The sequence below is a fragment of the Actinocorallia populi genome (assembly GCF_002995495.1).
GTDB classification, from domain to species: domain Bacteria; phylum Actinomycetota; class Actinomycetes; order Streptosporangiales; family Streptosporangiaceae; genus Actinocorallia; species Actinocorallia populi.
The window spans coordinates 137,903-156,983 of record NZ_PVZV01000009.1 but is presented as its reverse complement, the minus strand read 5'-3'; the positions used below and the strand labels follow the sequence as shown (position 1 = coordinate 156,983).

At 69.7% G+C, this 19,081-nt stretch carries 16 protein-coding genes; 4 read left to right on the top strand and 12 right to left on the bottom strand.

What is annotated here, in order from left to right; genetic code table 11:
* The first annotated feature begins 124 nt into the window (after positions 1 to 124).
* Positions 125 to 1,195, top strand: a complete 1,071-nt coding sequence (locus tag C2865_RS39660) for a hypothetical protein (protein WP_157963984.1) — start codon at positions 125 to 127, stop codon at positions 1,193 to 1,195.
* A gap of 390 nt (positions 1,196 to 1,585) precedes the next feature.
* Positions 1,586 to 1,954 carry a VOC family protein gene (locus C2865_RS31865; protein ID WP_106402347.1) on the top strand — a complete coding sequence of 123 codons (369 nt, stop codon included), beginning with the start codon at positions 1,586 to 1,588 and terminating at the stop codon, positions 1,952 to 1,954.
* A gap of 426 nt (positions 1,955 to 2,380) precedes the next feature.
* On the opposite strand, the gene C2865_RS31860 is transcribed toward C2865_RS31865, so the two are convergent.
* From C2865_RS31860 to arfB, 4 genes are all read right to left on the bottom strand, one after another.
* Positions 2,381 to 3,022, bottom strand: a complete 642-nt coding sequence (locus tag C2865_RS31860; RefSeq protein WP_106402346.1) for a response regulator transcription factor — start codon at positions 3,020 to 3,022, stop codon at positions 2,381 to 2,383.
* A gap of 12 nt (positions 3,023 to 3,034) precedes the next feature.
* The gene (locus tag C2865_RS41595; protein WP_198653749.1) at positions 3,035 to 4,213 is read right to left on the bottom strand and encodes a sensor histidine kinase; all 1,179 of its coding nucleotides are present in this window, start codon (positions 4,211 to 4,213) and stop codon (positions 3,035 to 3,037) included.
* A gap of 35 nt (positions 4,214 to 4,248) precedes the next feature.
* The gene (locus C2865_RS31850) at positions 4,249 to 4,674 is read right to left on the bottom strand and encodes a hypothetical protein (RefSeq protein ID WP_106402344.1); all 426 of its coding nucleotides are present in this window, start codon (positions 4,672 to 4,674) and stop codon (positions 4,249 to 4,251) included.
* Between the two features lie 326 nt (positions 4,675 to 5,000).
* Entirely contained in the window at positions 5,001 to 5,429 is a 429-nt protein-coding gene (gene arfB, locus C2865_RS31845) for an alternative ribosome rescue aminoacyl-tRNA hydrolase ArfB (protein WP_106402343.1), read from the bottom strand.
* Positions 5,430 to 5,533: 104 nt separating this feature from the next.
* Between arfB and C2865_RS31840 the strand changes: the two genes are divergently transcribed.
* On the top strand, positions 5,534 to 6,361 hold the full coding sequence (locus C2865_RS31840) for an oxygenase MpaB family protein (RefSeq protein ID WP_106402342.1): 828 nt from the start codon (positions 5,534 to 5,536) through the stop codon (positions 6,359 to 6,361).
* Positions 6,362 to 6,426: 65 nt separating this feature from the next.
* Here C2865_RS31840 and C2865_RS31835 read toward each other — a convergent pair whose 3' ends face one another.
* The 4 genes from C2865_RS31835 to C2865_RS31820 form a co-directional block, all read right to left on the bottom strand.
* On the bottom strand, positions 6,427 to 7,287 hold the full coding sequence (locus C2865_RS31835; RefSeq protein WP_106402341.1) for a S1C family serine protease: 861 nt from the start codon (positions 7,285 to 7,287) through the stop codon (positions 6,427 to 6,429).
* Between the two features lie 183 nt (positions 7,288 to 7,470).
* Complete coding sequence (locus C2865_RS31830; RefSeq protein ID WP_106402340.1) at positions 7,471 to 8,235, bottom strand: crotonase/enoyl-CoA hydratase family protein; 765 nt, start codon at positions 8,233 to 8,235, stop codon at positions 7,471 to 7,473.
* A gap of 7 nt (positions 8,236 to 8,242) precedes the next feature.
* Positions 8,243 to 9,016, bottom strand: a complete 774-nt coding sequence (locus C2865_RS31825; protein ID WP_106402339.1) for an SDR family oxidoreductase — start codon at positions 9,014 to 9,016, stop codon at positions 8,243 to 8,245.
* 118 nt (positions 9,017 to 9,134) lie between these two features.
* Positions 9,135 to 10,430 (bottom strand): glycoside hydrolase family 1 protein, encoded by a 1,296-nt coding sequence (locus C2865_RS31820; RefSeq protein WP_106402338.1) that lies wholly within the window; start codon positions 10,428 to 10,430, stop codon positions 9,135 to 9,137.
* A gap of 111 nt (positions 10,431 to 10,541) precedes the next feature.
* Between C2865_RS31820 and C2865_RS31815 the strand changes: the two genes are divergently transcribed.
* On the top strand, positions 10,542 to 11,483 hold the full coding sequence (locus C2865_RS31815) for a pentapeptide repeat-containing protein (RefSeq protein ID WP_198653748.1): 942 nt from the start codon (positions 10,542 to 10,544) through the stop codon (positions 11,481 to 11,483).
* 64 nt (positions 11,484 to 11,547) lie between these two features.
* Here the strand turns inward: C2865_RS31815 and C2865_RS31810 are convergent, their stop codons facing one another.
* The 4 genes from C2865_RS31810 to C2865_RS31795 all read right to left on the bottom strand — a co-directional run bounded on the left by C2865_RS31810 (position 11,548) and on the right by C2865_RS31795 (position 19,080).
* Positions 11,548 to 11,943 carry a VOC family protein gene (locus C2865_RS31810; RefSeq protein WP_106402336.1) on the bottom strand — a complete coding sequence of 132 codons (396 nt, stop codon included), beginning with the start codon at positions 11,941 to 11,943 and terminating at the stop codon, positions 11,548 to 11,550.
* Between the two features lie 107 nt (positions 11,944 to 12,050).
* Complete coding sequence (locus C2865_RS31805) at positions 12,051 to 12,308, bottom strand: hypothetical protein (protein WP_106402335.1); 258 nt, start codon at positions 12,306 to 12,308, stop codon at positions 12,051 to 12,053.
* A gap of 47 nt (positions 12,309 to 12,355) precedes the next feature.
* On the bottom strand, positions 12,356 to 17,116 hold the full coding sequence (locus C2865_RS31800) for a DNA repair ATPase (RefSeq protein WP_106402334.1): 4,761 nt from the start codon (positions 17,114 to 17,116) through the stop codon (positions 12,356 to 12,358).
* The gene (locus tag C2865_RS31795) at positions 17,113 to 19,080 is read right to left on the bottom strand and encodes an SPFH domain-containing protein (protein WP_232835914.1); all 1,968 of its coding nucleotides are present in this window, start codon (positions 19,078 to 19,080) and stop codon (positions 17,113 to 17,115) included. The genes C2865_RS31800 and C2865_RS31795 overlap by 4 nt, the downstream gene beginning before the upstream one ends.
* Between the last annotated feature and the right edge of the window lies 1 nt (position 19,081).

Sequence of the window (19,081 nt, the reverse complement as noted above, 5' to 3'; positions counted from 1 at the left end):
CCGGTTGCGCGATCAGGCCGGACCGGACCAGAGTCGGGTCTGACGTCCCGCAATCAGGGGTCCACCCCTGCCCCTTCTGAACCATCAGCAGCCCCCCGGTCACGGGGCCGACCCCTTAGGCACCATGAGCAACGAAGCAGAGATCCTTCCCAACCTCCTCAAAGAAGAGCAGTTCGAGATCGTGATGCGCGGCTACAACCGCCGTCAGGTCGACGAGATGATCATCCGCTACCAGAACCAGATCCGGGACCTCGAGGCCCGGCTGCAGCGGGCCCTGGACGATGTGGAGCGCACCCGCAGGGAGATGGTGGAGGTGCGCGAGGCGCGCCGCCCCACCGGGGACGACCTCAGCGAGCGGCTCCGCCAGATCATCAACCTGGCCGAGGACGAGGCCAAGGAGAAGGTCGCCGACGCCGAGCGCACCGGGCAGCAGATCCGCGGTGACGCCGACCGCGAGTCCAAGCGCATCATCGACGAGGCCAGGGGGCAGGCCGAGCGGGACGTCGCCGCCGCGCAGGAGAAGGCGGCCCAGGTGCTCAACGCGGCCAAGAACGAGTCCGAGAAGGTGCTCACCGCCGCCAAGCACGAAGCCGAGCAGACCGTGACCGGGGCGCGTCTGGAAGCCGAGCGCACCCTCACCCAGGCCGAGCGCCGCGCCAGCGTCATCAACGAGGACGCCACCGAACGCCTCGACCACGTCACCAAGAACCACTCCAACGCGCTGCAGCGCCTCACCGAGATCAGCCACACCCTCAGCGCCCTGCTGCGCGCCGAGAACGAGGCTGGCCCCCTGGAGAAGATGGTCGAGGACGCCGCCGGCAAGCTCCCGCCGCGCAAGCACGCCCGCCCCGCTGGCGCGCCCGCCCCCGCGGCGAGCACCTCCGCCTCGATGCCGCCCGCCACCCCCGCCACCCCGACGTCCCCGTCGTCGTCCTCGTCGTCCTCCTCGCCCTCTTCCGCGCTCTCCTCGGCCCCCTCGGTGGCCTCCGCGTCCGCGACCCCGCCGGTCCCCGCGGCCCCCGCCTCCCCCTCCCTGGCCGCCTCCGGCATCTCCGGCATCTCCGGCCCCACCACCGACCCCGTCAAGCCGGTGAAGCCCCTGAGTCCCGCCCCGTCGTCCCCCTACGCCACCGACGACGACCCCATCCCCGCCCAGATCCCGGCCCCCACCCCGCCGTCCGACCCCGTGCTCTGACCCGGCCCCGGCACCCGGCACCCGGCACCCGACGATCAGTCGCTCTCACGAAGGCGGCCTCTCCCCGGAGGCCGCCTTCGTCATGCACCCACCGAAACCACCGCTCCACCCGCCCCACCGTGCTTCTCACAGCACCCACACGTGCGCCACCTCGCCTTCTCGCACACCCGTCCGCCTCATCACCGCGCACCCACCCCCTTACTCGCACCACCCCACACGCGCGCCACCTCGCCTTACGCCCCGCATCCCCGCGCGCTCGTCCGCTTCGCCACCCGGCCTCATCGCGCTTCTCGCGCCCAGCGGCTTCACCATGTCTTTTTCGTTCAAGACGGTGGATACGCCGGCCTGGGAAACTGGGCGCACTTCACCCGCACGACGAAGGAACTCACGGTGCTCCTCGGCCTCCGCACGATCGTCTACCCCGCCGCCGACCTCGCGGCGGCGACGGAGTGGTACACCCGCCTCCTCGGTTTCGCCCCCTACTTCGAGGAGCCCTACTACGTCGGTTTCGACGTCGGCGGATACGAGCTCGCCCTGCAGCCGCCCCACCTGCTCGGCGGCGACACCCCCATCACCTACTGGGGCGTCCCCGACATCGGCACCGCCCTGGCCCGCCTCCTGGAGCACGGCGCCACCGAGCACGGCCCGGTACGCGACGTCGGCGGCGGCATTCGCGTCGCCACCGTCCTCACTCCCCAGGGCACCGTCTTCGGCGTCATCGAGAACCCTCACTTCGCCCCGCGCGAGAAGACCGGCTGAGAAAACCGGCCGCTCCCCGATGATCCCCGGCCACGGCGACATCTGCGCCACCGCCGGAACGCCCTCTTGGGCATCGTCGAGGACTCGCGCATCGGTTCGGCGAGGATCGGTCGAGAAGCCCGCCTCGTAGACAGCGCATCCCGCCCGGTCACCGGTTTCACTGCACGGCGAGCCGATGCCGGACCGCTCAGGGACTCCCCGGATCTGAGAACAACAGCAGAAAGCCGCGCCTCGAAAGACGGCGCACCCCGGACCCCGGCTTCACCCACGCGATAGGCCGGTGTCCGGCCATTCAGAGAGGCCCTCGGGCCTGAGAACAACAGCAGAAAGCCGCGCCTCGAAAGACGGCGCACCCCGGACCCCGGCTTCACCCACGCGGTAGGCCGGGGTCGGGCTGTTCGGGAGGTTCTGGGGGCTGAACGGGCGTCAGGTGCCTTCCAGGTATCTCAGGACCGCGAGTACTCGGCGGTGGTCCTCGCCGGAGGGCGGGAGCCCCAGCTTGGTGAAGATGTTCGCGACGTGTTTCTCGACGGCTCGGCCGGAGACGACGAGGCGGCGGGCTATGGCGTCGTTCGTGCGGCCTTCCGCCATCAGCGCCAGGACCTCCCGTTCTCGGGGGGACAGGCGGTCCAGGGTGCCGCGGGGGCCGCCGAGCAGGTGCGGCAGCACCTCGGGGTCGAGGGCGGTTCCGCCTCCGGCCACCCGGCGCAGGGCGTCCACGAAGTCGTCCAGGTCGGCCACCCGCTCCTTGAGCAGGTATCCGACGCCCGCCGCGGATTCGGCGACGAGGTCCTTCACGTACCGGGTCTCGACGTACTGCGAGAACAACATGATCCCGACGCCCGGGTGGTCGCGTCTCATCTGCAGGGCCGCGCGCAGGCCCTCGTCCGTGTGGGTCGGCGGCATGCGGACGTCGATGACGGCGATGTCCGGCCCGTGCTCGGCCACCGCGTGTCTCAGCGCCTCGGCGTCCTTGACCGCGGCCACGACGGTGTGGCCGCGCAGTTCCAGCAGCTGTGCGAGGCCGTCTCTGAGGATGACGGCGTCGTCGGCTATCACCACCCGCATGTGCCCCCCTGCTCATCTGCCTGCGGGCAATTCAACCGTGATTCTCGTGGGCCCGCCCGCGGGGCTGTGGATGAGCAACCGCCCGTCGACCGTCCCGGCTCTGTCCCGCAGGCCGACCAGCCCCGAGCCTGCCAGCACCGTCGCGCCGCCGTGACCGTCGTCGGCCACCTCGATGCGCAGCAGGCCGCCGTCCAGGGTCGCGCTGATCCGCACCTCGTCCGCGCCGCTGTGCTTGGCCGCGTTGGTGAGCAGTTCCGCGACGCAGAAGTAGGCGATGGACTCGACCGCCGCTCTCAGCCTCGGCACCTCCACCCGCAGCACCGTGCGGATCGGGACGGTGTCGGCGAGCGCGGCCAGCGCGGTCTCCAGCCCTTGGTCCAGCACCGGCGGGTGGATGCCCCGGACCAGCTCGCGCAGTTCCCGTACCGCCAGGCTGGCGGTCTCCTGCGCCTTGCCCGCCAGTTCCCGGGCGGGCCCCTCGGGAACGCTCTCCCGCAGCAGGGTGAGCTGCATGATGAGGGAGACCATCCGGGCCTGCGCGCCGTCGTGCAGGTCGCGTTCGATCCGCCGGAGCACGGCCGCGGAATCGTCGACGACCAGGGCGCGGCTCTCCTCGAGGTCCCGGATGCGCGCGGCAGGGCGGCGGGGGCCGAGCAGCAGGCGCAGCAGCAGCCGGTGCGGCAGCAGGACGACGTGGACGGCCTTCGGCGCGAGCCACAGCAGACACAGGCCCGCCAGCGAGACGAGGAGCGTCCGGGGGAAGGGCTCCAGGGGGAATCCGGCGAGCTCCCACCCGCCCTCCACCCGGTTCCAGCCGAGTGCCTGCTGGATCGGGAAGGTCAGGGCCACCACGCCCCAGCACCAGGTGAAAATGACGGTGGCGGCCTGGAGCAGCGCCTGGGGCGGCTGGAGCAGGAAGAAGGCGACGGCCCGCCACCCGTACGGGTCCGTGAGACGGGACTGCATCCTGCCGTAGAAGCCGGGCAGATCCTGCCGGGGCGGGGGCTGCTCGATCCGCTCCCCCAGCAGCGCGGCGGCGAGCCGGCGCTGCGCTCCGGCGAGCCTTCTCGCGCCGAGGAGGCCCGCGGCCAGGAGAGGCACCCCGATCGCGGTGACGGACAGCGCCGTGCCGAGCAGCAGGACGCCCGCAGTGAAGGCCGCGCCGAACACCCCGAACACGATTCCGGACAAGATATAGAGAAGCTCCCCACCTGCCCGCTTTCCCCTCATCCTGCAGATGCTCCCAGGATCCTGCGCTGCACGGCCACGAGGCCGTCGACCACCCAGGGCATGAGGAACAGGAAGACCAGCCCGCCCAGGGCGTGGACGGCCCAGGCGCCGAGCAGCGTGGGACCGCCCCAGGCGTTCTCCAGCGATCCGTCGAAGCCGATCAGCGGACGGAGCGGATACGCCAGGTTCATGGGGACGACCGACCAGCCGTAGAGGACCACCAGCGCCGCCGCCAGATCGAACGGCAGCCCCGGCAGCCCGCGCAGCCGCCGGGCCGGGATCTCACCGCCGAGCAGCCGGCCGCCCAGCCGCCGCCGCAGACGCCCTCCGTCCAGGAGGGAGATCAGGTTCAGCGGAGCCGAGAGCAGGACGTAAAGACTGCGCCGCCAGGGGGTGGAGCAGAAGGGAAGCTTGTCGTTCATGACCTCGATGCTTCCGGGAAACGACCGGCATATCGATCGTGCGGCCACGGAACCCGCAGGTTCGGTTTACCCCACCCCCGGAACCGCCGAGCGCGGCAACAGCCCTCCCGAGAATGAAACCCCCGAGCGGCCGCCGAACGCGGCAGCGACCCTCCTTGAGCGCGAAACGGCGCTTCCCGCCCGACGGCCGCCGAACGCGGCGACCCGGAACGGCCACCGGACACGGTGGCAACACCCCTTGAGGAAGAAGCGGCGCTTCCCACCCCGAACGGCCGCCGAGCGCGGCGGCGGCCCTCCCCGAGCGCGAAGCGGCGCGCTCCGGGTGGCTACCAGTCGCGGCGGCGGCCCTCTTTGAGGGTGGAGCGGCGCTTCTTGTTCTCCAGGCGGCGTTCGATCATGCCCTTGGAGGGCTTGGTGGGGCGGCGGCGACGCGGGGGCGGGGCGATGGCGTCGCGGAGGAGGGCGGCCAGGCGTTCGCGGGCGGCGTCGCGGTTGCGCAGCTGGGAGCGGTACTCCTCGGCGCGGATGGTGAGGACGCCGTTCACCAGGCGGTGGGCGAGGCGCTGGAGGGCGCGGTCGCGCAGGGGGTCGGGCAGGGAGGGGGAGTTCGCCACGTCGAAGGAGAGTTCGGCGGCGGTGGCGCTGGTGTTGACGTGCTGGCCTCCGGGGCCGGAGGAGCGGGAGAAGCGCCAGCTGAGCTCGGCCTCGGGGATGGCGACCGAGCCGCTGATCGGGATCTGGCCGGTCGCGGACATGCTCCCATTATCGACAGAGAACCGGCCGATGTCGTTTTCTTTTCGCAGCCCCGGTGAGGCAAGTCACTCGCGCAGTACGGAAGTACTTACTTACACTCGTCCCCATGACCGAACCCGGCTTGTTCCACGACGGCGACATCATCCGGAAGATCACGCGCGAGGGCATCCTCATCGCCTCCGGAGGTGCCGCCTCCATCCTGCAGACCTCCCATCCGGGCGTCGGCCAGGGCGTCTACGACCACAGCTACACGTTCAAGAACCCCCTCGGCCGGCTGCAGAACACCATGGAGTGGCTATACGCGGTGCAGTTCGGCTCCGAGGAGGAGGCCGAGATCATCAGTTCCTTCGCCCGGAGAATGCACGACACCGTCAACGGCCCCGGCTACGACGCCCAGGACGCCGAAGCCCAGGTGTGGGTGGGCGCGACGCTCTTCGACATCGCGTTGCGCTTCTACCAGGCGCTCTTCGGCAGCCTCAGCCCCGACGAGGTCGAAGAGTTCTACCAGCAGACACGCGTCTACGCGCAGTTGATGGGCGCCCCCGCCGAGGCGCAACCGCAGGATTTCGCAGAGTTCAAGGTCTACTACCGCAAGCAGCTCGACTCCTTCGAGCTCACCGAGGCGTCCAGGCAGGTCGCCCACCAGCTGCTGTACGGGGATCTGCCGCTGCACCTGCGGCCGGGACTGGTCGCGATCCGGCTGCTCACCGCGGGGCTGATGCCCGAGCCTCTGCGCACGCAGTACGGCTGGAAGTGGAACGCGGCCCGGCAGCGGCGCTTCGTGATGCTGGTCAACGTACTGCGGATCGTCTACCCGAGGCTGCCGCTGTCCGTCCGGACGCTGCCGCGCGAGTTCTACAGCCGCAACATCCGCAAGAAGGTGGAGCGGGTCAAAAAGCGCGGCGCCCGGATCTCGGTGCGTTCCACCGCCTGAAATGGTGCGCCGGGTCCCGGGTTCCACCCCCCAGTGACTCCGGAACCCGGCGCAGCTCGCACCGGTCAGTACCTGACCGGCGAGTATTCGGAACGGTCCAGGATACGGTCCGTGACGTCCTTGACGTTCCGGACGGGGATGGCGAACCCGACGCCGATGCTGCCGGTGTCCGTTCCGGTGGTGGCGATGGCGGTGTTGATGCCGATCAGCCTGCCCCGCCCGTCGACCAGCGCTCCCCCGGAGTTGCCGGGGTTGATCGCCGCGTCGGTCTGGATCGCGTCGTGGATGGTGGTGCCGCCGGTCTCGGCGATGGTGCGGCCCAGCGCGCTGACGATGCCCGCGGTCACCGAGCCGTCCAGGCCCAGCGGGCTGCCCACCGCGACCACGGTCTCGCCGACCGACAGGGATCCGCTGTCGCCCAGGGTGATCGCGGCCTTGCCGCTCACCCCGCGCGCCCTGATCACCGCGAGGTCGTTCTCGGGGCTGGTGCCGACCACCTCGGCCTCGGCGGTGCCGTTGTCGCTGAACTTGACGGTGATCCGCTCCGCGCCCTCGATCACGTGCGCGTTGGTGACGATCACGCCGTCGGCGGAGATCAGCACGCCCGAGCCGCCGGCCTGGACGCCGGGCGCGGTGGAGCTGAGGGAGACCACCGAGGGCTGGACGTCCGCGGCGATCCGGGCGATCGAGCCGCCGCGCGCCACGCCGGTCACGGACACGGGACCGGCCGCGGCCGACCCCTCCTGGCCGAGGAGCAGCGCGCTCGCCGCCCCGGCGGCCCCGCCGGCGAACGCCAGCGAGGCCGCCGCGGCGAGGGCCACGAGCTTGTGCCGGACGGTGGGAAGCCCCTTCGGCCGCTCCGGACGCAGCTGGTAAGGAGCCTGCCCCTCCCGGTACCAGTGCGGAACGCCCTCGTGCGCCTCCATCGAATCCCCCCAGATTCTCCTGTTTCAACCGTCCGGCCGGTTCGTGACCGACACCAGAGAGAATGCTGGTGAAAAGTGAGGAATTCCTTAACCAGACCTGGGCGGATGCCGGGGAACACCCGCGAAAACGGCCAGAGGCCGCATCCCACAAGGGATACGGCCTCCGCACGGAGCAAAAAAGATCTACTCTCCGCTCCAGTTCGGCTTGCGCTTCTGGGCGAAGGCCGCGGGGCCCTCCTGCGCGTCCTTGGAGACGAAGACCGGTCCGGAGATCTCGTTCTGCTTGGACCACATCTCCTCGGGCGCCCAGCTGGCGGACTCCACGATGATCTTCTTGGTCGCGGCCAGCGCCAGCGGGGCGTTCTCCGCGATCTTCGCGGCCAGCTCCTTGGCGGCCTCCAGGGCCTTGCCGGGCTCGGCGATCCGGTTCACCAGACCGTAGGCGGCCAGCTGCTCCGCGCCGTAGAAGTCACCGGTGAGGGACATCTCCATGGCGATGTGGAACGGGATGCGCTTGGGCAGGCGCATCAGGCCGCCGGCCGCCGCCACCAGGCCGCGCTTGGGCTCGGGGAGCCCGAACCTGGCCTCGGACGAGGCGACGATCATGTCGGCGGACAGCGCGATCTCGCAGCCGCCGGCCAGGGCGTAGCCCTCGATGGCCGCGATCAGCGGGGTCGCCGGGGGCCGCTCGACGATGCCCGCGAAGCCGCGGCCCTCGACGAAGGGCATCTCGCCCTTGAGGAAGCCCTTGAGGTCCATGCCGGAGCAGAAGGTGCCGCCGGCGCCGGTGATGATGCCGACCGCCAGGTCCTTGCGGCTGTCGAGCACGTCCAGCGCCGCCGCGACGCCCTTGGCCACGTCCGCGTTGATCGCGTTCTTGGCCTCGGGCCGGTTGATCGTGATGACGAGAACGCCGCCATCTTCCTCGGTGAGAACTGCGTCGCTCATGATGACCTTACTTCGGCTGGAAGCGGATGCCGCCGTCGAAACGGACGGTCTCCCCGTTCATGTAGTCGTTCTCGATGAGCGCGCGGACCAAGTGGGCGAACTCCGCCGCGGTGCCCATGCGCTTGGGGAACGGGACCGGCGCGGACAGCGTCGCCTTGAACGCCTCGGCGGCCTCGCCCTCACCGTAGATCGGGGTGTCGATGATGCCGGGGCAGACGGTGTTGACCCGGACGCCGATGGCCGACAGGTCGCGCGCGGCCGGCAGGGTCATGCCCACGATGCCGCCCTTGGAGGCGGAGTAGGCGACCTGGCCGGTCTGGCCCTCGAGGGCGGCGACGGACGCGGTGTTGATGACCACGCCGCGCAGGCCGTCCTTGTCCACCGGCTCGGTGGCGCCGATGGCGGCCGCGCCCAGGCGCATGAGGTTGAAGGTGCCGATCAGGTTGATCTGGATGACCTTCTCGAAGGTGTCCAGCGGGTGCGGGACGTTGCCCTTGCCCACGGTCCGGGTCGCCCAGCCGATGCCGGCGCTGTTGATGACGATGCGCAGCGGGGCGCCGGTGTCGACCGCGGCCTGGACCGCGGCCTGGACCTCGGTCTCGTTCGAGACGTCGGTCTTGACGAAAACGCCACCGATCTCGTCGGCCAGCGCCTTGCCCTTGGCCTCGTTCAGGTCGGCGATGACGACCTTGACGCCCTTGGCCGCGAGGTCGCGGGCGCAGGCCTCACCAAGGCCGCTCGCGCCACCGGAGATGACAGCGGATGCTCCGTTCAGTTCCATAAGCAGCACCTTACTAGAGGAAACCGAATGACGTTCGGCCGGTAGTTACCCACCGGTCAGAACGAAGGATAACCATCCTCTCCCCCACCACCGGGAACCGCCCTCCCCGCGGGCGGGATCAGGGCGCCGGAGGAGTGGGGACCCGCCCGAAGCACGTGGCGGCGGGATCCTCCACGGAGCACCAGCCGGGGCGCTTGACGGGGACGTACCCCGCGGGGACGCCCCTACGCTCGATGATGGACCGGTAGGTCGCGACGCCGTCCGTGGGGACGCGGCGCAGCTCGCGGTCCTTCTTCACGTCGACCGTGTAGAGGCCGAACCTGGCGCGGTAGGAGCCCCACTCGTAGTTGTCGGTGAGGGACCAGTAGTTGAAGCCCATCACCTTCACCCCGTCCGCTATGGCCCGCTGCACCCAGTACAGGTGGTCGCGGAGGTGCTGGGAGCGGGTGTACCCGTCCTTCCTCGGCTTGCCGTTCTCGGTGGCCATGCCGGCTTCCACGACGTAGAGGGGCAGTTTCGGCAGGCGCTTCTGGTAGTTCTTCAGGACGAAGTAGATGCCCTCGGGCTCCGCTTCGACGTTCCAGTACGCCCCCGTGGCCGCGTTGATCGCCGTGAGGTTCTCAGCGTTGGCCCCGTAGTAGTAGTCGACGCCGATGAAGTCGAGCTTGTCCGTCACCTCGTTGAAGACCGCGGCGTCGAAGAGCCCGTTGACGATCGACCCGTAGGCGACGTTGGTGGAGACCATCGCGCCCGGCTGGAGCCGGTGGATCAGGTCGTAGGCCGAACGGTGGGCGCGGATCAGGTGGCGGCTCATGACGGGCACCTTCGACACGGGCATGCCCCCGTCCGTGACCTCGTGGAAGATGTACTGGCTCGCCTCGTTGAAGGTGATCCACATGACGTCCTCGGCGCCGTACCTCTTGACGACGAAGCGCACGAACTCCAACCAGTCCCGAACGGTCCTCTCGTTCTGCCAGGCGCCCCTGTCGTGCACCCAGCCGGGGTGGACCCAGTGGTTCAGCGTGATCATCGGCCGCATCCCGTTCGCGCGGATGTGCCGGAACAGGTCGTCGTAGTACCGGATCTCTCGCCAGTCGTACTTGCCCTTGCGCGGTTCTATACGGGCCCACTCGACGGACGTGCGGAACACGTTGACGCCGAGTTTCGAGGCGCGTTCCAGGTCCTGCGGGTAACGGTGGCGGAAGTCGACGGAGTCGCCGTACGCCTCGTTCTCACGGGCGTACCGCGTCCAGTTGCTGTCCGGGAAGTGCCCTTCGGACTGGAAGCCCGAAGTCGCCACTCCCCATAGGAACCCGGGCGGAAACCGGCCGGGCGTCGTGGTGGCGGCGTTCGCGGGGACCACGACGAGCAGAGAAACGAACAGGGACACGAGGGAAACGGCGGTCCTGACCACGTGATCACTCCTTCTGGTGTCCGGAAGGTACGCCGATCTATCCCCGAGTACCACTGTTACGTCCTATTGCGGCCCTCTTCCGTGCGAGCCGAGGCGGGTAGACCCCTCAACGTGGACCTGACGCCGGGCGGCAAAGTGGATCTGCGAGGCCGTGTCATCGGCCCTGAGGAGTGGACGGCGGTCCGCGCAGCCGCCACCGCTCCAGACGGCACGGTCCGGCTGGGGCGGTGCTGGTTCGAGGATGCCCGCTTCGAAAGGGTGTCCTTCCACGGCGTCCTCTTCGAGAGAGACGTCTCCTTCTGCCGCGCCGAGTTCGGCAAGGGCGTGTCCTTCTACCGGACGGTCTTCGCGGGCAACGTCTCCTTCTGCGAGACCGTCTTCACCGGCAACGCCTCCTTCCACGAATCCGTCTTCCACGGGCACGCCGACTTCTCCCGCGCCTGTTTCCGCGGTGACGCCCTGTTCGGCCACGCACTCTGGCGCCGTGACGCGGGTTTCACCGAGGCGTTCTTCCAGAGCGTCGCCGACTTCGACCGCGCGGTCTTCCAACGGGACGCGGTCTTCCACGAGGCGTGTTTCCGCTCCGTCGTCTCCCTGCGGCACGCCGACGTCTCGCGAAACCTCCTGCTCGGCCGGGCTTCGTTCCACGACGACGCGTGGATCGGCCCGCTCACCGCGGGGGGCAGGGTCGGGCTGGACGCCGCGCGTTCCTCGCGCCGGCTGAGAATCGCCGCGCGGGCCCCGGCCGTCACCGCGCGGCACGCGGTGCTGGACCGGGTCCACCTCCGTACGCCCGCCGACCTGTCGCAGGCCGTGGTGCGAGAACTCCTCCTGGACGGTTTCGATCCGGACCTCTGCTCTTTCGAGGAGGCCCGGATCGACGCCTTGACCGTCCGGGGCGGTCCGGTCGCCGCGGAGCCGGAACGGGCGGCGCGCCGTCCCCTGGCCGTCGCCGTGAGCGCGGTGGCGCTGCTGGGCGTCGTCCTCGCGACGCTCCTGTCACTGCGGCAGTTCGGCCACGTGCCCGCGCATCTGGCTCACCTGCACCCCTGACCCGAGACCTTCCGGGATGCGCGGAGCGGCTCGCCGTCGAACGGCGGACGGGCCGCGGACCGGCTCAGCGAAGTTCGCCGGTGATGATCCACAGATGGCCGAAGGGGTCGCGGACGCGGCCCGAGCGCTTGCCGTAGGGCCGGTTCTCGATCGGCACGACCACCTCGCCGCCACGGGCGGTCATGCGTTCGCCGACCGCGTCCGGGTCGTCGACCACGATCTCGAGGAGGACCGCGGAGCCGCCGAGGTCACCGGGCGAGAGCCATCCCCACGCGGAGACGGCCGGTGAGAGCTGGAAGGACGAACCGCCGACGCGGTGATCGATCATGGCCGGCCGGCCGTCGTCGCCCTGCGGCGCGCGGAACACCTGCTCGGCTCCGAGGACGTCCTGGTAGAACGCCGAAGCCAGGTCCGGGTCGGGCACGACGAGACGCGGCGAAAGACTGGTGTGCGATGTCATCCGCCCATCGTGCGGTCGGGCGACCGGCGGAGTCTTGAACGTTTGGGAACACGCCGCGTCCGTCGTCGACGGTCCGTGCACGAACACGGCGGCTCGTGCACGGACCGTCACCTGCGGAAGGCGTCCACGCCTCGCTTGCCCAGCCAGGAGACGTAGACGGCCAGGCCCGCCAGGCCGATCTTGCGGGTCTGCGGAACGGCGATGGCCGTGCCGAGCGCGAGTTCGGTCACGCCGTTGCGCTGCACCCAGTCGCCGGTGCCCTCGGGGAACAGCGGACGGGTGATCAGCTCGAACGGCTTCGGGGCGACGAGGTGCGCCAGCCCGGTGACGGCGAGCACGATTCCGGCGTTCCGCAGATCAGCCATGATCTTGTCCTTTCAGCTCAGGGCATCACCTTATTGGACAAGTCGTCTCACCGGGAGCCCAAGGTGCGCTGAATCTCGGCCAGCCGGTCGGCCAGCAGGCCCAGCGCGCCCACCGCGCGGGTGACCGGGTCGTCCTCCGCTCCGCCGAGGGCCAGCGTGCGCAGGTAGGCGGCCTTGACGTCGCCCCAGCGCTCCTTCTGCTCGTCGGTGAGCGTGCCGCGCAGCTCGGCGAGCTTCAGCAGGTTGGCCTCCGCGCCGCTGGTGAGCGTCTGCGCCTCGCCCAGGTAGTGGTCGTCGATGACCGCTTCGAGTTCGACGTCGTTCATTACCGGGACGACCTTCTCGGCCAGCTTGTTCATGTTGCGGTAGCTGCCCTGGAGCAGGAACGGCGGCTCGGTGCGGCTCCCGTCGGACTGCGCGGCCGAGGCGATGTAGGCCTGGTTGTTGGCCAGGACGACCCGCTGGATGCGCAGCAGCTTGCGCAGGACGGACAGCATCTGGTCGAGCTCCACCCGCGCGTACGGGTGCGAGAGCTGGTCCGGCCGCACGTCCTCGTCACCCGAGGCCATGCGGACGAGCAGCTCCACGTCCTTCCTGTCCCGGGTCGACAGCGGTGCCAGGACCGGGTTGGAGGTGAGGGAGTTCTCGATGTAGCTGAGCGAGAACAGCGCCTCCCTGCCGGACAGCACGTCGCCGAGGTTCCACACGTCCGCCCGGTTGGCGAGCATGTCCGGGATGCGGAAACGCTGCCCGGACTCGGTGTACGGGTTGCCCGCCATGCAGATCGCGAAGCGCTTGCCGCGCATGTCGTAGGTCTTGGTAAGCCCGTTCCAGACGCCCTCGATCCGGCGCTGCGCGTCGCACAGGGAGATGAACTTCTGCAGCAGTTCCGGCGACGTGTGCTGGATGTCGTCCAGGTAGAGCAGGACGTTGCCGCCCATCTCCAGCGCGAAGTTGATCTTTTCGACCTCCTGGCGCGACGTCGCGTCGGGCGCCTCGGCCGGGTCGAGCGAGGTCACGTGGTGGCCCAGCGAGGGACCGTTGACCTTCACGAACACCAGGCCGAGCCGGGAGGCGACGTACTCCATGAGCGTCGTCTTGCCGTAACCGGGCGGGGAGATGAGCAGCAGCATGCCCATCTGGTCGGTGCGCTTGGCGTCCCCGGCCGCTCCCAGCTGCTTGGCCAGGTTGTCCCCGATCAACGGGAGGTAGACCTCGTCCAGCAGCCTGTTGCGGACGAACGCCGACATCACCTTGGGCTGGAACTCGTGGAGACGCAGCCGTGCGCGCTCCTTCTCGACGAGTTCGTTACGCCGCTTCTGGTAGGCGCGGAAGCCCGGCACGCGCTCCTTGTGGAACTTCCCGACACGTGCCAGCAGCTCGTCCAGACGGATGTCCATCCGGCGGTCCGTGATGCGCGCGTGGGTGCCGAGCAGTCCTTCCGCGACGCCCTTGATGGACGCCGAGGAATCCTGGCGGTCCAAAGACGGGCACAGTTCCAGCGCCACGGCCTCGGGAAGGTCGTCGTCCGGCAGTCCTTGGGCGGCCGCGTAGGCGGCGAGCCAGGCCGAAACGAGCTGGGTCCGCTCACGCAGCCCGCTCAGACCACGCAGATCCTGGTCGTAACCGCTGCGGCGCGAGCCCAGCGCACGGTGGAAGCCTTCCACCAGATCCCGGGCCGACTTGCTCGTGATGAAGCCCGGCGAGGCCAGTTCCGCGACGAGATACTCCCCTGCGAGCGCCGCGTCTTCACCGTGCCCGAAGGCTTTGATCGCCTCCGCGAGCTCAGAGGACAACGCGGTGAGAGCCGGAGGAGTGCCGAAGAGCTCCCGGGCACGCGAGAGCGACGCCGCCCGTGTGCGCCAGGCGTTACGGCTCTGATCGTCCGTGCCGTGCGTCCAGAAGATCTGCGCCGCTGACCGTGCGGAAGACGGGTATCGCAGCAGCCCCGCGCCATCCCGCAGCCGGATGAGCACCTCCAGGATCACCGCGGCGTCGTGGTCGTGCACGCCGCGCTCGTAACCCTCGTCGTAACGCTCGGCAGCCGCCTTCTGCACGATCTCCAGCAGACCGTCAGTCGTGCGTACCTCGTCCAGAAGGATGGCCGCCAGGTACTCCGCCCGGTACACCTCCCGACTCTCCGAGATGAGCGACTGCGACCAATACGGGCGCGTTGACTCGAATTCCGGGTCCAGGACGGGACTGCGGTAGTCGGTGCCCGTGACGGTGAACGCCAGGCGGTCCTCGAACGGGACGAGGGTGAGTTCCGCAGGCTGGGTGTTGACGATGAATCTGTGCCGTCCCAGCTTGATGGTGTCGCCGTCGAAGAGGTCCAGCCGGTCGCGCAGGGACCGTCCGGCCTCTTGGCGGGCGGTCTTGATCCGCCCTTCCAGCTCCTCGGCACGGATCTGGTCGCCCAGTTCACGCAGCTCTTCGGCTGTAGCACGGAGCTTCACGACCATCGGATCGGTCGCGAAGTAGGTGTTGACCTCGTCCAGCGACGACAGACCGGCCACCCGCCGCGTCACACCGCCCAGAATCCGGTCGGCGGACGCCACGAGCCGGTCCGCGCGGCGCGTCCGCTCGTCCAGGAGCGCCTGCTTGCGCGAGGAGAACGCCTCGTAGACGTCCTCGCGCTTGGCCTCCAGTTCTGCCAGGTAGTCGTCGAACTCGGTGAAACGCGACTCCAGAGACTCCACTTGGAGCAGAAGCTTGCCGAGCTGCTCATCGCACTGCTCGGGCGTGCCGGCTGCGGCCAGCGCGGCGGTGATGGCCTGGCCCAGCAGCGCGAACTCCGCGGCGAACGCGGCTCTGCCTTCGGCCGACAGCAGCTCGCGGCGGCGGCCGTCCAGGGTGGCGCGGGCTCTGTTGACCCCGCCCAGCACCTCACCGATCCGGGCGAGGATGCCCGTGCGCACGGTCGCGTCGCCGATGTCGAGTGAACCGACGATTTCGGTGACGGTCTCCAGCGCCCCGGTCTGCTCGGCGAGCTTGTCCCTCACCGGCTCGGCCTCGGCCACCTTGCGGATGCCTGCGGCTTCCTCGACCAGCGCCTCGACCGTCGTGCGGTAGCCGTCGAAGGCATCCGGGCGCGCCAGGAAGGCCACAGCCCGCTGCGCGGCCGCCTCGATGTCCTCGGCGAGTCCCTCGGCCAGCCCGTCGAGCCGTTCGAGGTCGGCGTAACGCATCTCCCGCAGCGTCACCAGGTGCCCCTGCTGAGCACGGAGGGCGGCCAACTGCCGTACCCACTCGTCCGCAGAGGCGGGCATCTCGCCGCGCACCCGGCGCACCAGCGAGGTGATCTCGGTGGCGGCCTTCTCGACCGCCTCCGTCGCCTGAGTGGTGAGGACCTGGACGGACTCGAACTCCTCCAGAACCTGCCCCGCGGTGTCCCGCACGGCCGCCAGGGACTCGGCCAAGCCGTGCTCGCCCAGCCAGTGGTAGTGGTCGAAAGTCCTGCTGCAAGCCGCTATCAGCGCCTCGAAGACCGGCACGGACGGTGCCATCTCCCCGACCATGCGGGACACCGAAAGGCAGTCCGAGATGCCGCGCACCAGGTCCGCGTTGCCGATCTTCTCCAGTGGCCCGGTGCCCGCCGGAGCGCTCTCATCGGACTTGAACGGCGTCTGCCACACCTGCATCGGGTGCGAGCGGGTGGGCTCGTCCGAGTCCGCACGGAAGATGATGAGCGTGCCGTCGTCGAACAGCGAGTAACCGTGTCCGACGAGCGGCGTCGCGACCTCCTTGCGGATCACGTTGTACGGCAGCAGCAGCCAGCGGCCCTCCGCGCGGGCGTGGAAGACGTACAGCACGTCCTCGCCGTTGCCCGAACGGATGACCCGCTCGTACTCCAGGTCGTCGGTGACGGTGTCGAAGGTCTTGGCGGCGCCCGTCTCCAGGTAGTAGCCGCCGGGGAAGATGATCCCGTGGTCCTCCGGCAGCCGCCGACATGCCTGCCCGATGCCGTCCAGGCGCAGCACTTCTTTGGTCCGCGTGTTGAAGACCAGGTACCGCACGGCCGTCTCGTTGTAGGGGCGGATCCGCAGCAGGATCAGCCCCCCGACGCGGGCGTAGGAGATGTCGGCGTCCGCCAGCGACTGCAGCGGCTCGTCGACGGGCTCGCTGTAGATGCCCTCGCCCGTCGCCGTGTTGTCCTCGACCTTGATGGTGAGGTCGCCGCCGACGGTCTCGACGAACACCTCCCCCTCGATCGACACGTGCGGGTGCTCGCCGAGCACGTGGTCGGCGCGGGTCGTCTCGGTCCAGGTGAAGTCGAACGGCGGGGGGAACACGTGGTCCCGCTCCCCCCGGTTGTCCAGGTAGCTCCCGTCGACCGACCAGCGCAGGACGCGCTGGTCGGTGCCGGTCTGGAAGACCGCCAGGAGCTTGCCGTCCACGACCCGCAACTGCATGAGGCGGGTGTCCCGGTAGTACCGGTAGAGGTCCCCGAAGTCCTTGACGAAGGCGGGGTCCTCCAGGAACGGGGCCTTCTCCTCGGTGAAGCTGAAGGTGTCCCCGTCATGGACGAACCGGTGCGTCGAGAGCACGTCCGAGACCGTCGTCTCCGGCTTCATGCCGATGAAGACGTTGTAGCCGAACAGCATCAGCCCGCCGAACGCGACGGCGTCGCGCGGCACGCAGTTGTTGGCCGTCCGGATCCGCTCGGTGCCGACGAGGCGGAGCTCCGAGCCGCCGAACACCTCCAGCCGGGAGGCGTTCAGCGCCTCGGCGCGCTCCTTGAGCTCGGCGGCCTGCGCCGTCAGCCGGGACCTCAGTACCTCGTAGGTCCCGGCGTCCAGCTCGCTCACTTGGCCGTCCCGTTGACCCGTCCGAGGACGTCGCCGACGAGGCCGGCGACCAGCTCTCCGGTGAGCGGGGCGTTCTCGACGACGGCGTCCACGCTCTTGCCGAGCGCGATCGAGCCGACGAGCTTGTCGAAGAAGACGCTGTCGCCGCCGACGATGTTGATGTCGGCGTTCTCCAGGCCCTTGGAGACGACGCTCGCCTGCGCCTGCGCGATGTCGCGCTGCATCTCCAGGCCGGCCAGGCGCAGGTCGCGCTCGGCCTCCAGGGTGAGGCGGAACTCCTCGTGGCCGCGGCTGGCCTCGGTGAGGGCCGCCATCGCGGCGGCCTTCTCGGTGAGGCCCTCGGCCTCGCCCTTGAGCTTCTCGCGCAGCGCGTCCGCGCCTGCCATCGCCTTCTCGCGGTCGGCGATCGCCTCGGCGCGACCCAGCTGCTCGGTCGCCTCGGCCAGCGCCAGGCCCTTCTCCCGCTCGGCGACGGCCTCCGCGCGGCCCTGCTTCTCCAGCGCCTCGGCCTCGGCCAGCGCCTTCTCCCGCAGGATGACGGCCTCGGCGCGGCCCTGCTTCTCGATCGCCTCGGCGTCGCGCTCGCGGACCTGGACCTCGGCCAGGCCCGCCGCGGCGGCCTCGGCCTGCTGGCCCTCGGCGAGCCGGATCATGGCGCGGGCGTCGAGGTCGGCGGCCTGCTGGCGCGCCTCGGCGAGGATCAGCTCCTCGCGGGCCCGGAACCCGGCCGCCTGCTCGGCGGCCTCGGCCGCCTTGATGTCCTTGACCAGGTTCTCCTGGGCCTCGGCCTCCGCGGCGATGATGACGGCCTGGCGGTTGCGCTCGGCCTCCTCCACGACCTGGAGGCGCTTGATGTTCTCCTCCTGCTCGACCACGGTCTTCTCGACCGCGACGCGCTCGCGGACGACCTCGGCGATGTCGCGCTTCTCGGCCTCGAGCTCCTTGTCCTTGGCGATCTTGGACAGTTCGGTGGCCCGGTCGCGGGCGATCACCTCGAGCTGGCGGTCCTTCTCGATGCGCTCGGCCTCGATGGCCATCACCCGGCGCTTGTTGAGCTCGGCGACGCCGATCTCCCGCGCCTTGTTCTCCTCCTGGATGCCCAGCTGTTCCTCGGTGCGCAGCTCCGCGGCCTGCGCCCGCAGCCGCTCCTCGGCCACGACCCGCGCGGTCTCGGCCTCCTCGCGCGCCCGCACGGTCTCGATCTCGCGCTTCTGGCGGATCTCGGCGTCGGCCTGGCGGCGCTCCAGCTCCAGGATCGCCTCCCGGGCGTCGACGTCCTGCCGGGTGATCTCCTTCTCCTCGCTGCGCTGGAACTCGTTGGTGCGCACGTGCTCGATCGCGGTGAGCTCGGTGATCTTCCGGATGCCCTGGGCGTCCAGGATGTTGCGGCTGTCGAGCTGGCCGACCGGGGTCTGCTCCAGGTAGTCGATCGCCGCGTCCTCGAGGCTGTAGCCGTTGAGGTCGGTGCCGATGACCTCGATGATCTGGTCGCGGAACTCGTTGCGCTTGGTGTAGAGGTCGACGAAGTCGAGCTGCTTGCCGACGGTCTTCAGCGCCTCGGAGAACTTGGCGTTGAACAGCTCCTGCAGGGTGTCCTGGGACGAGGCGCGCGTGGTGCCGATCGCCTGGGCGACCTTCACGACGTCCTCGACGGTCTTGTTCACCCGGACGAAGAACGTGATGCGGATGTCGGCGCGGATGTTGTCCTGGCAGATCAGCCCTTCACGCCCGGTCCGCGCGATCTCGATGGTCTTCACCGAGATGTCCATGAACTCGGCCTTGTGGAGGACCGGCAGCACGACCGCCCCGGTGAAGGTCACGTCGACCTTCTTCACCTTCGAGATGATCAGGGCCTTGCCCTGTTCCACCTTGCGGAAGAGCCGGCTGATGACGAAGAGAACGCCGATGAGGACCAGCAGGCCGACGCCTACCAGGATCAACAGGCCGATGGACACGGTTTCCAAC

What these genes read in the sequence shown, in the direction of transcription:
- C2865_RS39660 (WP_157963984.1), top strand. Translation starts at nt 125, where the DNA reads ATGAGCAACGAAGCAGAGATCCTTCCCAACCTCCTCAAAGAAGAGCAG.
- C2865_RS31860 (WP_106402346.1), bottom strand. Translation starts at nt 3,022, where the DNA reads ATGCGGGTGGTGATAGCCGACGACGCCGTCATCCTCAGAGACGGCCTC.
- C2865_RS31850 (WP_106402344.1), bottom strand. Translation starts at nt 4,674, where the DNA reads ATGAACGACAAGCTTCCCTTCTGCTCCACCCCCTGGCGGCGCAGTCTT.
- arfB (WP_106402343.1), bottom strand. Translation starts at nt 5,429, where the DNA reads ATGTCCGCGACCGGCCAGATCCCGATCAGCGGCTCGGTCGCCATCCCC.
- C2865_RS31840 (WP_106402342.1), top strand. Translation starts at nt 5,534, where the DNA reads ATGACCGAACCCGGCTTGTTCCACGACGGCGACATCATCCGGAAGATC.
- C2865_RS31835 (WP_106402341.1), bottom strand. Translation starts at nt 7,287, where the DNA reads ATGGAGGCGCACGAGGGCGTTCCGCACTGGTACCGGGAGGGGCAGGCT.
- C2865_RS31830 (WP_106402340.1), bottom strand. Translation starts at nt 8,235, where the DNA reads ATGAGCGACGCAGTTCTCACCGAGGAAGATGGCGGCGTTCTCGTCATC.
- C2865_RS31825 (WP_106402339.1), bottom strand. Translation starts at nt 9,016, where the DNA reads ATGGAACTGAACGGAGCATCCGCTGTCATCTCCGGTGGCGCGAGCGGC.
- C2865_RS31810 (WP_106402336.1), bottom strand. Translation starts at nt 11,943, where the DNA reads ATGACATCGCACACCAGTCTTTCGCCGCGTCTCGTCGTGCCCGACCCG.
- C2865_RS31805 (WP_106402335.1), bottom strand. Translation starts at nt 12,308, where the DNA reads ATGGCTGATCTGCGGAACGCCGGAATCGTGCTCGCCGTCACCGGGCTG.